At 44.9% G+C, this 17,015-nt stretch carries 11 protein-coding genes; all 11 read left to right on the top strand.

Translation table 11 applies throughout. The features are described 5' to 3' along the window. Nucleotide 1: 1 nt before the first annotated feature. The 11 genes from ACP26M_RS15465 (at nt 2) to ACP26M_RS15415 (ending at nt 17,015) form a co-directional block, all read left to right on the top strand. Nucleotides 2–877 (top strand): hypothetical protein, encoded by an 876-nt coding sequence (locus ACP26M_RS15465; RefSeq protein WP_426581207.1) that lies wholly within the window; start codon nt 2–4, stop codon nt 875–877. A gap of 36 nt (nt 878–913) precedes the next feature. Then, nucleotides 914–2,284 carry a PAAR-like protein gene (locus ACP26M_RS15460; protein ID WP_090531678.1) on the top strand — a complete coding sequence of 457 codons (1,371 nt, stop codon included), beginning with the start codon at nt 914–916 and terminating at the stop codon, nt 2,282–2,284. An 18-nt stretch (nt 2,285–2,302) separates the two neighbouring features. Next, nucleotides 2,303–3,079, top strand: coding sequence for a PoNe immunity protein domain-containing protein (locus ACP26M_RS15455; RefSeq protein WP_426581205.1), 777 nt, complete (start codon nt 2,303–2,305; stop codon nt 3,077–3,079). A 231-nt stretch (nt 3,080–3,310) separates the two neighbouring features. Further along, nucleotides 3,311–4,966 carry a glycoside hydrolase family 28 protein gene (locus ACP26M_RS15450; RefSeq protein WP_426581203.1) on the top strand — a complete coding sequence of 552 codons (1,656 nt, stop codon included), beginning with the start codon at nt 3,311–3,313 and terminating at the stop codon, nt 4,964–4,966. Further along, nucleotides 4,966–5,955 carry a pectinesterase family protein gene (locus tag ACP26M_RS15445; RefSeq protein WP_426581201.1) on the top strand — a complete coding sequence of 330 codons (990 nt, stop codon included), beginning with the start codon at nt 4,966–4,968 and terminating at the stop codon, nt 5,953–5,955. Before ACP26M_RS15450 ends, ACP26M_RS15445 begins: the two co-directional genes overlap by 1 nt. 8 nt (nt 5,956–5,963) lie before the next feature. Then, nucleotides 5,964–7,865 (top strand): glycoside hydrolase family 88/105 protein, encoded by a 1,902-nt coding sequence (locus ACP26M_RS15440; protein ID WP_426581199.1) that lies wholly within the window; start codon nt 5,964–5,966, stop codon nt 7,863–7,865. A gap of 25 nt (nt 7,866–7,890) precedes the next feature. Beyond that, nucleotides 7,891–9,387, top strand: a complete 1,497-nt coding sequence (locus ACP26M_RS15435) for a tagaturonate reductase (protein ID WP_426581197.1) — start codon at nt 7,891–7,893, stop codon at nt 9,385–9,387. 8 nt (nt 9,388–9,395) lie between these two features. Beyond that, the gene (locus ACP26M_RS15430) at nt 9,396–11,048 is read left to right on the top strand and encodes a UxaA family hydrolase (protein WP_426581195.1); all 1,653 of its coding nucleotides are present in this window, start codon (nt 9,396–9,398) and stop codon (nt 11,046–11,048) included. 287 nt (nt 11,049–11,335) lie between these two features. Next, nucleotides 11,336–12,349: a zinc-binding alcohol dehydrogenase family protein gene (locus ACP26M_RS15425; protein ID WP_426581193.1), complete on the top strand. Its 1,014-nt coding sequence runs from the start codon at nt 11,336–11,338 to the stop codon at nt 12,347–12,349. A gap of 131 nt (nt 12,350–12,480) precedes the next feature. Beyond that, nucleotides 12,481–14,031, top strand: a complete 1,551-nt coding sequence (locus ACP26M_RS15420; protein WP_426581191.1) for an MGH1-like glycoside hydrolase domain-containing protein — start codon at nt 12,481–12,483, stop codon at nt 14,029–14,031. A 221-nt stretch (nt 14,032–14,252) separates the two neighbouring features. Beyond that, nucleotides 14,253–17,015 carry an alpha-d-galacturonidase gene (locus ACP26M_RS15415; RefSeq protein ID WP_426581189.1) on the top strand — a complete coding sequence of 921 codons (2,763 nt, stop codon included), beginning with the start codon at nt 14,253–14,255 and terminating at the stop codon, nt 17,013–17,015.

Below are 17,015 nucleotides of genomic sequence, written 5' to 3'. Positions count from 1 at the left end.
CATGAATATATTACCGGTAAATACAGCTCAAAGTTCATGGTACCAGCTTAGCTCATCCAACCGTACTATAATCGGCACAAAAGTACTTGAGTTTGTGCAAGACAGGTGGATTGAAATAAAACTCATTAGCCATGACGATAAGCAACGGGTTTATGAATATACCCTGCTTGATCAAAATATGGATGGTTCGGCGCTGATCCATGAATGGGCAGCAGATATGGAATGGTTCCAGTCGCCGGTACAGATCATAACAGATCTGGAAGGGAAATTTATCGGCATCAATAATTTTAATAGTATCGCTAATTGCTGGCAGCAGGGCTTCCGGTCAAAAATCGCCAAAAAATATCGTCAGCAGGATGGTATCGATGTAATGCTGTCCGAAACAGACAAATTGCTGCAGGATCCTAAATGCTTTCTGCAATCATTTATGGGGTACAGCCATTACCGGTGCTTTTTTCAACCGTTTTACAGGGAATGGCAAGCCAATGAAAGCTCTTCCCTGATACTGAAAGGTTTTTTCGGCACAATTGACCTGCCGCTCGTCATCTACAGTTTTACCGAACAACATGGCAACACCGTAACCATAATTAACGAAGCCGAGGTTGACGAAGAAAGGTTTGAAAGACCTGTTTTAGTGAGGATGCTAAAGGACCTTACCAATACCTATAACCTGAAGGTTGACCTGCAAACCGAGATGGAAGAGATTTACAAATTTGAAAACAACATACTGCAGGAGGCCGATTTGTTTTTGCAATTACATGTGCCCTCATTTTATACCGTTGTAACGGCACATCAATGCAGGCGGATTGAACAGCATGAGCTTCCGAAGGAACGCGTTGATAAGCACGAGCTGAGCAACAGTATACTGCATGTATAAGGCTGAAGGTTTAGTACTAACAAAAAGTAATATCCGATGTCAAAAAAATATATTCCAAACAATAGCTGCCTTAAGTGCGATAAAGGGTCGGCTCCTGTGCGGTTAAAGGTAACGCATCATAACAACACGAAAATTTATGGTGAGTTCCTGGCCAGTGAGGCCGATATGGTACCGGGTGAAAATATTTTGCCTATGGGCAGGTGTTCGGTAACGGGTGGCAGCTGCAAATTTGACCCAATTTACTGGGACAAGACCAATAAAGGTGTTAAGGTTAACGGCTACAAATTATTATTTGAAGATGCGAACCTGTTATGCAAACAAGGCGGCAAAATAAGTGTTGACTTTAATGCGCCAAGCGGTATGAGCACAGCCGGGGCGCTTGTTACGGGTGCCGGTGCCGGAACGTTCAACTATGGTTCGTACACCAACACCCTTGATATATTACAGCGCGGTACCATTTATGATGTTGAAAACGGCAAGATAAGCCTGGTACGGAGCAACAGCGAAAGTGATTACCGCAGGCATGGTAATTACGGGGAGATGAAGGACAACGTTTATCATCGGCAGGAAGGTTTTCGCGATGTAAGAAGCGAGCACCCTGTAATTGATATTGATAAACCTACGGCTTCGGGCATTGATGGAGCTTACGCCAAAGATAATGGGTATAAAATTACAGACGGTAAATACAATACAGCATCGATACAAAATACGACAACCGGCCGCGAGTTAAGTGAGCGATGGACGCGAAATCACATCGACAATAACGGGGCGATAAACCCGGCAGACGAAGCAGGGGTTAGACTGGCAAATACAGATGGCAGCCTGAACCGAGAGGTGATCAGGGTTAAGCCCGACGGAACCATGCAGTCAGAAACTATAAACTCCAACGGCTTTAAAGCTACCCGCGGACAAAGTGAGGCTTTGGAGATAAAAACCAGCAGGGCAGGCAATTTTATGAATGGTGTCAGGTCGTCCATGCTCAATTCAAAACCTCTTACAGCCTTGTCCGAATCTAATTTTTCGCAGGCGGTACGTAATAGCAGAATTGCCACTGGCGCAAATGACGGCCTGTTTAAGGCAAGCCAGGCAATTGCACGTTCTCCGGCTTTAAGTGTGGCTGGCAAAGTTGCCGGCCGGGGGCTTATAGTTGTTGGTATCGCCCTTGATGCAGTAAGTATCTATTCGGCGTATGAAGAAGAGGGCGGTTTTGGCAAAAAAACAAAAGAAGCGGTAGGCGGTGCTGCCGGTGGCCTTGCCGGCGGTATAGCCGGCGCCGAAATAGGTGCAATGATAGGTACTGCTATATGCCCCGGGGTTGGTACGGTGGTTGGTGGTATTGTTGGCGGGGTTATCGGAGGCCTGGCCGGAAGCGGCATTGGTAAATCAATTGCAGGATGGTTCTCATAAATTTAAACAATTTATAAAATGGGTTTTTTTGATAAATTATTTGGCGGAGGTGGAACCACGGCAACACCCGAAACGCAGTTAAGAGCAGAATATAAAGACGCTGCTTTCTTTAAAAAAATGTTTGATAAGAAGCAGTCGATAATAAAAATGTACCAGGAACAAAATGTCACCCTGAAGCAGCAGGAAAAGTTTCGCCCGATAAACAACTGGGTGCTTGCTATGGAACATCTTGACCTGGTTTATTTAAACTATTCTGCCGGGAATGATATCAGCCTCTGTTATAATGAATATATAACAGCTGCCGGATACTATGGCGAAGGTTGGGATGCCGACGCGTTTTATGCTGATATGATTGATATGGTAGCCTTAGGCAGCCTGCTTGATGTACCCGATGAAGTATATGAGCCGGTTATTAATTATATCCGCCAGTCGGATATTGGTTCCAGTTACCCAACCTGGACACCGGATGCCTTATTATGGTATATCATTAACACCAAAAAGCCGGGGAGCGGCCCGCAGCCGGATACGCTTATCACCGAAGCTTACAGGGATATTTATGATTTAACAAAAATGCCTAAGGCCGATGCGGAGCGCGAAATGAAACTTTACCTCGACAAATGGTACAGGTTGCACAAAGACGATTCATGGTATGAAAACCACAAAAAAGAAGGCTCATATAAAGGCTACTGGAGCTGGGAGGCGGGCGCGGTAACTAAGATATTGGGACTTGATGATAGCGGTTATGCTAATCATCCGAATTATCCTTATGATATGGTGCACTGGTCGGCTTTGTAATTGCGCGGTATCAAGTAAAATCACCATAAACCGGAGTTGATTTGAGTTTTACTGAAGAAATTCGGTACTCCTTTTAGGCCGCTAAAACTTACGCAAACGTTTCTGGGAACGTTTGCGCGGTTTTTGTTGGGCAAATTCTTTTTTTTATTGCCGTCAGCCTTTAATCTTGTTTAGGATTTAATGTTCCTTCACCAATTATAGGGCGATAAATAGCTGTTTTAAAATAAAAACATGTCGGTAGTAAAAACAAGGATAAGGGTAGCGGTTTTGCTTTTGGCGGGTTGCTTAGCATCGCGGGTACAGTGTCAGCAGTATTCCTGGCAACATTTGCCGCAGGTAAATAAACCTGTATTTAAAAAGGATACCATCAACATTTTTAAATATGGCGCCAAAGCTGATGGCATTACGTTAAATACAACAAGTATCAATAAAGCAATAAGCGCCTGCAGCGCCAAAGGCGGCGGGGTAGTGCTTATTCCGCAAGGCTTGTGGCTAACCGGGCCGCTGGTGATGAAGAGTAATGTAAACCTGCATGTAAGCCGGGCGGCGCTGCTCCAGTTTACTGATGATAAAACGCAATATAAACTGGTTGAAGGTAATTATGAAGGCCATGCCGCTGTGCGTAATGAATCGCCGATATCCGGCACCAACCTTACCAATATAGCCATAACCGGCGAAGGGATCATTGACGGGCACGGCGATGTTTGGCGGGCTATCAGTAAAGAAAGGCTTACCGAAGCCGAATGGAAAAAATTAGTAGCCTCGGGTGGGGTGGTGAGTGAAAACGGCAAATCATGGTATCCTTCTGAAAGTTACGTTAAGGGGTTAAAAACACCCGGAGCAGGAGTGATAGGTAACGGTAAAACAATTGCTGACAACGAACCTTTTAAAGATTTTTTCAGGCCTAATATGCTGGTGCTTACCAATTGTAAAAAAGTATTGCTGCAGGGCGTTACACTTCAAAATTCGCCCGCATGGGATATCCATACTTTACTATGCGAAGATCTTACCGTACAGAACGCAAGGGTCAGGAATCCCTGGAATGCCCAGAACGGTGACGGAATCGATGTAGAATCATGCCGGAATGTGTTAATTGAAGGCAGCACTTTTGATGCCGGCGATGATGGCATCTGTATTAAATCGGGCCGGGATGAAGAAGGCCGCAAACGCGGTAAGCCCACTGAAAATGTCATTGTACGGAATAACGTGGTTTACCGTGCCCATGGCGGTTTTGTGATAGGTAGTGAAATGTCGGGCGGGGCGCGTAATATTTTCGTGTCTAACTGTACGTTTATTGGTACTGACATTGGCCTGCGTTTTAAAACCACCCGCGGCAGGGGAGGCGTAGTTGAAAATATCTTTATTAAGGATATTGCCATGAAGGATATTCTTCATGAGGCTATTCTTTTTGATATGTACTACGGAGGTAAATCGCCCGGCGAAGCGGATGATATAAATGACCAGGCTGTTGTGCCGGTAACCGAAGCTACACCTTCGTTTCGCAAGTTTTATGTAAATAACGTAGTATGCAACGGTGCTGAAAAGGCGCTTATGATCCGGGGGCTACCCGAAATGGGGATCAAAGACATCCACATCGAAAACAGCACCTTCAAAACTGTTAAAGGAGCAGATGTAATAGAAGCACAGAACATCTTCCTGAAAAATATCCATCTCGAAAGCAAAGAAACCAACCCACTCATAAATATTCAAAATAGCAACAACCTTGCGTTTGATCATATTACCTATGGCAATACAGAGTTGTTGTTTAAGGTCAGCGGTAAAAAGTCGCAGCAAATAAAATTACTGAATACAGATGCCGCCAAGGCTAAGAACAAAGCTGAGTTTGCTTCAGGAGCAACCAAAAATGCAATAACCGGTTCAAATTAATGAAGAGAGCGGCGCTATTGATATGGATTGTTTTTGCTCCGGCACTATTGCTGGCGCAGGCGGTTGTATATCCAAAGCGTTTTACCGTAGCACTGGATGGTAGTGGCGATTTCAAAACCATTCAACAGGCTGTAAATGCTGTGCGTGACCTGTCGCAGCAAAGGGTTAGCATTTACATAAAAGCCGGAGTATACCACGAAAAACTGGTAATCCCCTCCTGGAAATGTAATATCGAACTGATAGGCGATGGCCAAGATAACACCATTATAACCAACAGCGATTTCTCGGGCAAAGCAAACCCGGGTAAGGATGCCTTCGGAAAAGCCGAGTTTACAACCTATACTTCCTACACTGTTTTGGTGCAGGGAAATGATTTCATCGCCAGGAATTTAACCATAGCAAATGCCGCAGGCCCCGTAGGACAGGCCGTGGCTTTACATGTTGAGGGCGACAGGTGTGCCATAATCAATTGCCGGCTGCTTGGCAACCAGGATACGCTTTATGCCGGTACCGAAAACAGCCGCCAGTTTTATAAAGACTGTTATATGGAAGGTACAACCGATTTTATTTTCGGCGAAGCCACTGCGGTTTTCCAAAACTGTGTGATCAAAAGTCTCCGAAACTCTTTTATTACAGCTCCCGCAACTACACCGCGACAGCAATTTGGTTTTGTGTTTTTAAACTGCCGGCTTGAAGCAGCTGATACCTCTGTAACAAAGGTTTACCTGGGCAGGCCCTGGCGGCCATACGCCAGATCTGTTTTTATCAATACAACAATGGGAAGCTACATCTGCGCCCAGGGCTGGGATAACTGGCGTAACCCGGAAAATGAAAAGACCGCCTTTTTTGCCGAATATAAAAGCAGCGGCACCAATATCAGCAAACGTGCGCCATGGTCGCACCAATTAACTGAGGCCGAAATGAAAAAATATACATTGAATAATATTCTTGCCGGGAATGATAACTGGGATGTAATGTCAATAAAATGAGCTGTATAATGAAGAAAATATTATTATTATGTGCTTTCCTGTTCGCGGGCCTGGGGCTAAGGGCACAAACGCTGCCATGGTCACAGCGGATGGCTAACACGGCTATATATATCTGGGCAGATTCGTTACCGGGCGCCAATTGGTCGTATGACCAGGGGATTGTTTTGCAGGGGCTGCAAAGCGTTTGGCAGCAATCGACCCGGAGTGAATATTTTACTTATATCCAAAAAGCGATGGACAGGTATGTGGGGGCAGATGGATCCATCCGTACTTACAAGGCTAAAGATTATACGCTGGATAATATCTTATCCGGCCGGAGCCTGTTGTTTTTGCAACAAGTATTAGGTACTGAAAAATACTACAAAGCTGCTTCGTTACTTCGCAAACAGTTGGACGAACAACCAAAAACACCCGAAGGTGGTTTCTGGCATAAAAAAAGATATACTAATCAGATGTGGCTCGATGGCTTGTACATGGCCGAGCCTTTTTATGCCGAATATGCTTCCGTTTACCATGAGGATGCGGACTTTGATCAGATAGCCGATCAGTTTATCTGGATGGAGCAGCATGCGCGCGATGCTAAAACAGGGTTGTTGTATCATGCCTGGGACCAGAGCAAAAAAGATCGCTGGGCTAACCCGCAAACCGGTCTTTCGGCCAGTTTATGGGCCCGTGCCGATGGCTGGTACGCTATGGCACTGGTTGATGTGCTGCCGTATTTCCCGGCCAATCATCCTAAACGAGCGGCACTCGTTGCCATTTTAAACCGCCTTGCGGTGGCTATACAAGCTTGCCAGGACCAGGGCACGGGTTTGTGGTACCAGGTGCTCGACAAGGGTAACAAAAAAGGTAATTACCTGGAAGCATCGGCTTCGTGCATGTTTGTGTATACGTTAGCTAAAGGTGTAAGGGAAGGCTATCTGCCTCAAAAATATTTGCCTGCTGCCCGAAAGGCTTATGATGGCATCATCAAAAACTTTATCGAAACCGATGCCGATGGACAGGTAAACCTGAAAGGCACGGCAGGTGCTGTAGGCGTAGGCGGCGAACCATATCGCGATGGCAGTTACGAATACTATACCGGAGTAAAGACTGTCACCAACGAAACCAAAGGTGTTGGTTCATTTATGCTGGCCAGTGTAGAGATGGAACGTTTAGCCAATCTGAATGCAGGTAAAGGCAAAACCGTACTTTTAGATAGCTATTTCAATAACGAATATCATAAAGATGTTACCGGTAAAAACATTCCGTTCCACTACAAATGGGAGGAACAGGATAATAATGGATTTTCGTTTTTCGGGGAGATCTTCAATAATCACGGATTACATACTCAAACTTTAAGTGAGGCGCCGGATGATATAAATTTGAAGAAAGCTTCGGTTTATATTATTGTTGACCCCGATATCCCGAAGGAAAATCCGGATGCTAACTATATTGAAGAACCACATATTAAAGCCATCAGTAATTGGGTGAAAAATGGCGGCGTACTGGTGGTTTTAAACAACGATACCGGTAATGCCGAATTTACGCACCTCAACAAACTGATGGCCAAGTTTGGTATCAGCTTTAACCTAAATAGTGTTAACAGGGTTGTCGGCCGCAATTTTGAGCAGGGAGCTATAAACATCCCTTCGGATAATTCCATTTTCAAGACGGCGCACAAGGTTTATATCAAAGAGTTGAGTACCCTGCAGCTAACCAAGCCCGCTGTACCGCGGTTAATTAACAGCAAGGACATCATTGTAGCTACCGCCAAATATGGTAAAGGCACTGTGTTTGCCGTTGGCGATCCCTGGTTTTATAACGAATATACAGATGGCCGGAAACTGCCTTCCGAATATGACAATTTTAAAGCAGCTAACGATTTGGTAAGCTGGCTGGTGAAGCAAATTCCTCAAACAAAAAAATAGTAATCCCATTACAATTCAAAAGAACATGATATTATCAAGATATAACCTCAACAAAACAACCGTACCGGCGGCAGAATTACCTCCTGCCAATGTATTCGATCTGCCCGAAAAGGTGCTGCAATTTGGTACCGGCGTACTGTTGCGTGGCTTGCCCGATTACTTTATCGACAAGGCTAACCGTGCCGGAATCTTCAACGGCAGGGTTGCGGTTGTTAAATCCACCGACAAAGGTTCGACAACGGATTTCGATATGCAGGATGGTTTGTACACCATTTATTCAAAAGGCATTGAAAATGGTGAAGAAGTTAATGAGCAGGTAATTTGTTCGGCGATCAGCCGGGTGCTTTCGGCCTCAAGCGAGTGGGAAGAGATCCTGGAGATAGCACGAAGCAAGAATTTACAGGTGGTGATTTCAAACACCACAGAAGTTGGAATCCAGTTGGTGAAGGAAGATGTACGTAAACATCCGCCGGCATCATTCCCCGGCAAATTGCTGGCTATTTTATATGAGCGTTACAAGGCCTTTAACGGAAGGCCCGATACCGGTTTGGTAATCATCCCAACCGAGCTGATCATCGACAACGGCAAAAAACTGGAAGCTATAGTACTGGAACTTGCCCACCTGAATAAACTGGAGCCCGCCTTTATGGACTGGCTGGAGAGCAACAATAGTTTCTGCAATTCGCTGGTGGACAGGATTGTGCCCGGCAGGCCGGATCAGCAGTTAAGTGACGCCATGGAAACCGAGCGCGGTTATACCGATAACCTCAGCATCATGTCCGAAACCTACAGTCTTTGGGCTATCCAGGGCGATGAGAAAATAGCCGAAGTGCTATCTTTTGCCCAGGCTGATAAGGGTGTTGTAATCACGCCTGATATTGAACTGTTCAGGGAGTTGAAACTCCGGCTGCTTAATGGTACGCATACCTTGAGTTGTGCCGTAGCTTATCTTTCAGGCTTCAAAACGGTTAAGGAAGCCATGGACGATGCGCATTTCACCAAATTCATCACTCAACTGATGTTTACCGAGATCATGCCATCTATTCCTTACGAAATTGACGAAGATGTGGCCCGTGATTTTGGTAACAAGGTGCTCGACAGGTTCCGCAACCCCAACATCAGGCACGAGTGGCTGAGCATTTCGGTGCAGTACGCTACTAAAATTAAAATGCGGGTTATTCCGTTATTATTGAACTATTACAAACAAAATAATAAGGCGCCTCAAATGATGGCTCTTGGTTTTGCAGCTTTTATCCGCTTTATGCAGATTACCGAGACGGCTGATGGTAAATATACCGGAACAGCACATTCGGATAATTACGCGGTAACCGACGATCAGGCACCTAATTTAAGCAAAGCATGGAACGGAGCTGATGCAGGAACAGCGATTGCAGCTATCCTTAAAAATAAAAGCCTTTGGGATACCGATCTGACAACGTTACCCGGCTTTACAGAAGCAGTGACAGCACAGTTTAAACTTATTAACGAACAGGGAAAGCTGGAAATAAGCGCTATTAAATAGTAGGACAGATGAAACAGAATATATTAAAAGTACACCCTGCCGATAATGTGCTTGTAGCACTTACAGATCTGCAGGCTAATGAGCAGGTTACTTACCAAGGTGAAACTTATATAGTAAAAGAGTTGATCCCGGCAAAGCATAAATTCGCTGTTACCGAGATTCCCGAAGGTGGCGAGATCATCATGTATGGCGTACTGGTGGGCAAAGCTCAAAGCCTGATCCCGGTAGGCGGATTGCTCAGTACCGCTAATGTAAAACATGCGGCAAACAGCTTTTTAACAGGTCAAAGCCATACTGATTGGCACAGGCCTGATATCAGTAAATGGGAAGGCAAAACATTCAACGGCTATCACCGCGGAGACGGCAGCGTAGGTACTGCGAACTATTGGTTGGTAATACCGATGGTTTTTTGCGAAAACCGAAATATTGAAGTATTGCAGGAGGCCCTGGTAAAACCTTTGGGTTATGGTCGCAAAAAAACATACGAGATCAAAGCGCAGGAGTTGATAGGTAAAATAAAAGCAGGGGCGGAGATAGATGAGGTTTTATACACCGAAATAGGCAGCGATACTGCTCAAAGCGCTGGTAATAAAGTTTTCCCGAATGTTGATGGGATTAAATTTCTAACGCATACAGGCGGTTGCGGGGGTACCCGCCAGGATTCAACTGCGCTTTGCGGTTTGCTGGCCGGGTATATTACGCACCCTAACGTTGCAGGGGCAACAGTATTAAGCCTTGGCTGCCAGAATGCCGAAGTGAAGACCTTGCAAGAGGAGATCAATAAACGCTCGCCGGAGTTTAACAAACCACTTTACATTTTAGATCAGCAGAAAACAGGTAAAGAAGCCGATTTAATGGAGCTGGCTATCAGGCAAACACTTGCCGGTTTGATGCAGGCTAACCAATATACCCGTAAACCGGCCCCTTTAAGCAAGCTGACCATCGGTTTGGAGTGCGGCGGGTCGGATGGCTTCTCCGGTATTTCGGCAAACCCGGCTATTGGTTATACTTCTGATTTGTTGGTGGCCATGGGCGGTTCAGTTATTTTGGCTGAGTTCCCGGAGCTTTGCGGTGTGGAACAAAACCTGATTGACCGTTGTTTGGATAAAACTAAAGCCGAGCGCTTTGCCGATCTGGTACGTACCTACAGCCAACGGGCCGAAGAGGCCGGTTCTGGTTTTTACATGAACCCGTCGCCGGGTAATATTAAGGATGGCCTGATCACTGATGCCATCAAATCTGCCGGGGCAGCCAAAAAAGGCGGCACATCGCCGGTTGCGGATGTGCTGGATTATCCCGAAAAAGTAACACAGCCGGGGCTAAACCTGTTGTGTACCCCGGGTAACGATGTTGAATCAACCACGGCCGAGGTTGGGTCGGGCGCTAATATCGTATTGTTTACTACCGGTTTAGGTACGCCAACCGGCAATCCAATAGCTCCGGTTGTAAAAATCGCCACTAATACTGCATTATTTAACCGAATGAGCGATATTATTGATATCAATACCGGTACTATTGTAGAAGGTGACGAAACCATTGAACAGGCGGGCGAACGTATCCTGGATTATGTGGTAAAAGTAGCCAGCGGCGAAATTGAAGTTCATGCTGTGCGCCACGGTCAGGATGATTTTATTCCATGGAAAAGAGGGGTTTCACTTTAATTTGATATTTATTTCTCCGTGTTCGTGGAGACACGAAAACCCGGTAGATGAGCATACATAAAACTTCATTGCCGTTGGTTTTAACCAACGGAATAATGAGCCGCGAAAAGAGGGCTTCAGCCCAAATTCGCTTATAGAGTTGGGCTAAAGCCAGAATATTTTAGTTTTTTTTACCGTTGGTTAAAACCAACGGCAATGAATATTTTGCATTTTAAACAGATTCTAAGCATAAAAAAAGAGAAAAGCCTGAATTTAACTTCAGACTTAGTACTACTAACTTAACACTAATGAAAATACTAACCTGTACAACACCCGGTCAATTGGATTATGGCACTGCTGATGTACCCCAATTAAAACCGGGTAATGCACTGCTCAAAATAAAACGTATAGGCATTTGCGGTACCGATCTGCATGCCTTTGAAGGTACTCAGCCATTTTTTAGCTATCCACGAATTTTAGGCCACGAACTTGCGGCCGAACTGATTGAAGCCGGAGATGCCGAAGGCTTTGAAAAAGGTGAGGCTGTTACTTTTATCCCGTATTTCAATTGCGGGCATTGTATCGCTTGTCGCTCGGGCAAACCAAACTGTTGTGTAAATATCCAGGTTTGCGGTGTACATACCGATGGCGGCATGGCCGAATACCTGCAGGTACCATCACATTTATTGGTTCATGGCGAAGGTTTGAGCTTTGACGAACTGGCCTTGGTTGAGCCCCTTGCTATTGGTGCCCACGGAGTACGACGGGCCGATGTAAAGCCGGGCGAATTTGTACTGGTTATTGGCGCCGGCCCTATAGGTTTGGGTATTATGGAATTTGCCCGCATTGCAGGAGCAAAAGTCATTGCTGCCGATGTGAACGAACAGCGTCTTAATTTTTGCAGCGAAAATTTGAAGGTTGATTATACCATCAACGTAAAAAACGAAGATGTGAATGAGCACCTGAAAGAGATCACCAATGGCGATATGCCTACCGTGGTGATTGATGCTACAGGCAATCAAAAGGCTATAAACGGCGCGTTTTTGTACCTGGCGCATGGCGGCAGGTATGTGTTGGTTGGTTTACAACGAGACGAACTTATTGTAAGTCACCCCGAGTTTCATAAACGCGAAAGCACGCTGATGAGCAGTCGCAACGCTACCCGCGAGGATTTTGAACACGTGATCCGTTCCATGAAAAATGGTTTGGTAAACCCGCAAACCTATATCACCCACCGGGTAACTTTTGATGAAGTTAAAGATCAGTTTGAAAGCTGGCTTAACCCGGCAAATGGGGTTATTAAAGCTATTGTAGAGGTGTAGGAAGCTGTTTAAACAAATGTAGAGACGCATAATTGCGTCTCCCGCGGGACAAGCGGCTTTGTTTGAGACGCTTTTGCAATCGGCTCGTCCTCCGGGAGACGCAATTATGCGTCTCTACAGAAGAAAATTAAATGATGATAAAGAAGACGTTTTTTACCGGGTTCTTTTTTTGCGTGATAGGAAGTGCTTTTGCGCAACAAAAGCATGTGTTGGGTTTTAATAAACTGAAAACCTATGTGAACAGCTTTAATAAAACCGATACCGAAACGGTAAAGAACTATGTCATCAATGACCATGCTTACGAATGGCTGGCCAAAAATGTACCTTTATTTGATTGCCCGGACTCGGCTATTCAAAAAATCTATTATTACCGCTGGTGGACATTCAGGAAACACCTGAAACAAACACCCGATGGCTTCATTTTCACCGAATTTATAACGCCGGTTAGCTTTACCGGCGTTTATAATAGTTCAAGCAGTGCCCTTGGTCACCAAATTTATGAGGGGCGCTGGCTGCATGATCCGCAGTACATCAATCAGTATATCAACTTTTGGCTATATGTTGATCCTAAGCAAAAGAAGCCCCATTTGCATGCGTTCAGCAGTTGGATAGATGACGCGGTTTACAATTATTACCTCGTAAACCTTAATAGAAAATTTGTTGAACAAGCCTTGCCTTTGCTTAATACTGATTATTATGTTTGGGAAAAGGAAAAACAGCTGCCTTCCAAATTGTTCTGGCAGTTCGACGTGCGCGACGCGATGGAGGAAAGTATCAGCGGGGGGCGCAAAATAAAAAACATCCGGCCTACTATTAACAGCTACATGTATGGCAATGCTGTGGCGCTATCAAAAATGGCGGCCCTAACCGGCAATGATTCACTAAAAACAAAATACACACAAAAAGCTATCGACCTAAAAAAACTGGTGCAGGATAGTTTGTGGAACGACAGCGCATCCTTTTTTGAAGTACGTAAACCCGACGGGCATTTTGCCAACGCCCGCGAGGAATTGGGCTTTATCCCCTGGTATTTTAACCTGCCCGATGATAAACCTGTTTATGCCAAACAATGGGATCAACTAACCGATATCAAAGGTTTTAACGCTCCATGGGGCATTACCACTGCCGAACGCAGGCACCCTTTATTCCGTACCCATGGTACCGGGCACGGCTGCGAGTGGGACGGTGCGGTATGGCCTTTTGCCACTACGCAAACATTAAAGGGCCTGGCTAACCTGCTTACGGCTTATCAAAATAAAGGCGCTATGACACCCGGTATTTTTTATAATGAACTGCATAAATATGCTCTTTCGCACATCAAACGCGGACTGCCTTATTTGGGTGAGTACCAGGATGAAAAAACAGGTTACTGGCTTAAAGGGGATAACCCAAGAAGCAGCTATTACAACCACTCCGGTTTTTGCGATTTGATCATCAACAATCTCGTTGGCCTGAAACCTCGTGAAGACAATATGCTGGAAATTTTCCCGCTTATCCCCCAAAACCAATGGAAATGGTTTGCGCTGGATAATGTGCTTTATCACGGGCATACTATCAGCGTAGTTTGGGATAAAACCGGTACTAAATATCACAAAGGCAAAGGTTTTATCATTTATGCCGATGGTAAGGCAATATCCCGGAGTACGCAACTGAAACATGTACTGGTGAAACTCCCGGGTTAAATCCTGACTCATTTTCTCCCTTTTATTGGCTTGTTGGCTTTAATGATGATAATATCATATAGTAGATAGAGAAAATATCAGATGAAATTGCAGTAGCGTACTGATATTTTTGAATACTATACAACCAATTAAGTTCAAAACCCAAGAGCAGGTTTGAGAAGCTAATTCGCTTCAAATATTGAAAACCGACTCTGCGTACGCCTGTCTAAATACCAATGAAAATGAAGATGTTTAACCGTTGCCTGCTGCTGTTGCTTATATTAATCTCTTGTTTTCATTCAAATTTAAAAGCACAGGGAAAGTCAAAAAAAATAACCATTGTTACTTTACCCAAGCACCATGCAAGGATAAGCTATGGCGTACAAAAGTTAACGTTTGCTTTAAAAAACGCAGGTTATTCGGTTGTTGAACAACCCTACAAAGGTGCGTTCCCTTCAGGCAATACCATACTTGTTGGATTGCTCACCGATGCCCCGGTTAAGACACTGGCTGGTGCCACAAATAACCGCCCCCGAAAAGAGGGCTTTATCATCAGTGATAGCGGCCTTAAAAATAAACTCCTGATAGCAGGTGCCGATAATTCAGGCGCGCTTTATGGCTGTCTTGAACTGGCGGATAGGATCAATTTAAATAACAAGCTTCCCGTAAATATCAACCTGCATGATCAGCCCGAAATGGTTTTGCGGGGTACCTGTATTGGGGTGCAAAAGCCTGCGCTACTTCCCGGTCGGGGTACTTATGAGTACCCATACACGCCGCAAAATTTCCCATGGTTTTATGATAAAGCTTTGTGGATCCGTTATCTGGATTCGTTGGCGCATAACCGAATGAACTCGTTGTATTTGTGGAACGGTCACCCTTTTGCCTCGCTGGTACGGGTAAAGGAATATCCTTACGCTGTTGAGGTTGATGATGCTACTTTTAAAAAAAACGAAGAGATCTATAGTTTTTTGGCCGAGGAAGCTGATAAACGTGGCATCTGGCTTATTCAGGGTTTTTATAACATCATCGTATCCAAACCCTTCGCCGAAAAAAATAACCTGAAAACGCAGGACAGGAACCGTCACATTGTACCCATTATTGCCGATTATACCCGTAAATCTATTGCTGCTTTTGTACAAAAATACCCTCACGTTGGATTGTTGATTACACTGGGCGAGGCTATGGAAGGCGCCGGACAAGATGATATCGACTGGTTTACACAAACCATCATTCCGGGTGTAAAAGATGGGTTAAAAGCCCTCGGTCGTACGGATGAACCACCGATCGTACTTCGCGCGCATGATACCGATGCGCCCACAGTGATGAAATACGCCAAACCTTTATATCACAATCTGTACACCATGGCCAAATACAACGGCGAGGCGCTTACTACTTATGAACCACATGGTCCATGGGCTGATCTGCATCGTACTTTGAGTAATATCGGTACCGTGCAGATAGAAAATGTGCATATCCTTGCCAACCTGGAGCCTTTCCGCTATGGTTCACCTGATTTTATACAAAAATGTGTGCAGGCCATGCATACTGTTTATGGAGCAAATGCCCTGCACCTGTATCCGCAGGCGTCGTACTGGGATTGGCCTTATACAGCAGATAAAACGGATGGTAAGCGCCTGTTGCAATTAGAGAGGGATTGGATCTGGTACAAGGCATGGTCGCGCTATGCCTGGGATAGCAAAAGGGAAAGGGTCGGCGAAATAAGCTATTGGGCAAAGCAATTGGCCGATAAGTATGGCTGCGATCAGGTTCATGGCGAAGCAATTTTAAGAGCTTATGAACAATCAGGCAATATCTCACCCGAGTTGTTGCGCCGTTTCGGCATCACTGATGGCAACCGCCAAACCATGACCTTGGGCATGCTGATGAGCCAGCTGGTAAATCCTGAAAAATATGGTTTGTTTTCGCTGTTATATAATTCTGAAGGGCCCGTTGGCGAAATGATGAGTGAATATGCTGAAAGAGAATGGAAACACCAGCCGCACATAGGCGAAACACCGGTTAAGGTTATCGATAGTGTAATACTGCAAGGAAAAGAAGCGGTTGAGGCTATCGATAAAGCTTCTCTTCAAGTGAGCAAAGATAAAGCTGAGTTCGATCGTTTAAAAAATGATATGTATTGCTATAACGCAATGGCTAATAGCTACGCCTACAAGGCAAAGGCAGCTTTATGGGTTTTGAAGTACAAATACTCGGATAATGTTGCTGACTTGGAAAAAGCTTTACCCGAGCTGCAAACCAGTTTGGATCACTATAAGCAGTTGGTGAAACTAACCGAAAATACTTACCTGTATGCCAACAGCATGCAAACCAAACAACGCAAAATCCCGGTAGGGGGTAACGATGCCAAAATGAAAACCTGGGCCGAGCTTTTGCCGGTTTATCAAAAGGAACTGGATAATTTTAAAAGAAATATCGATTCATTGAAATCGCCTCAAACACAGCAAAAGCAAAGGGAGGTTGCAGTTTTGAAAGATGCGACCGTGAAGTTTGAAAACAGTAGCAGTGGCAGTAGCAGTTATCAGGTAAATTCAGGAGAAGTGGTATTTGCCGATACATCAGTAGCAATCAAAAATATCGCGAAAGAACTGGCCGGTTTAAAAGGTGTCAAATTATCTAAGGCTGATCAGCAAAAGAATGGCACAACAATCAGCTTTAAAAATGATAGACCGGTGAAGGTGCTGGTTGGTTTTTTCAACAGTAAAATGCCTCAATACCTGCAGGAACCACAACTGGAAACAGATGCAAGTGCCAATGATTATGGCCAGGCAGATATCAAGATTGCCAATGCCATTCAAATTGATGGCTTGCCGCCGGTAAATATTCATACTTATACCTTTAAAGCAGGTTCAAATACGCTTACCCTGGGTAAAGGTGCGGCAATGGTTTTAGGCATTGTTGACGCGGACGCAAATGTGCCTGTATATGATGCAGGCCTGAGCAACGAAGGTAATATCAAAGATTTACGCTGGCTTTTTAACTGA

The organism is Mucilaginibacter sp. R-33 (assembly GCF_049949235.1).
Taxonomy (GTDB): Bacteria; Bacteroidota; Bacteroidia; order Sphingobacteriales; family Sphingobacteriaceae; genus Mucilaginibacter.
This window is presented reverse-complemented; position numbering and strand designations above follow the sequence as displayed.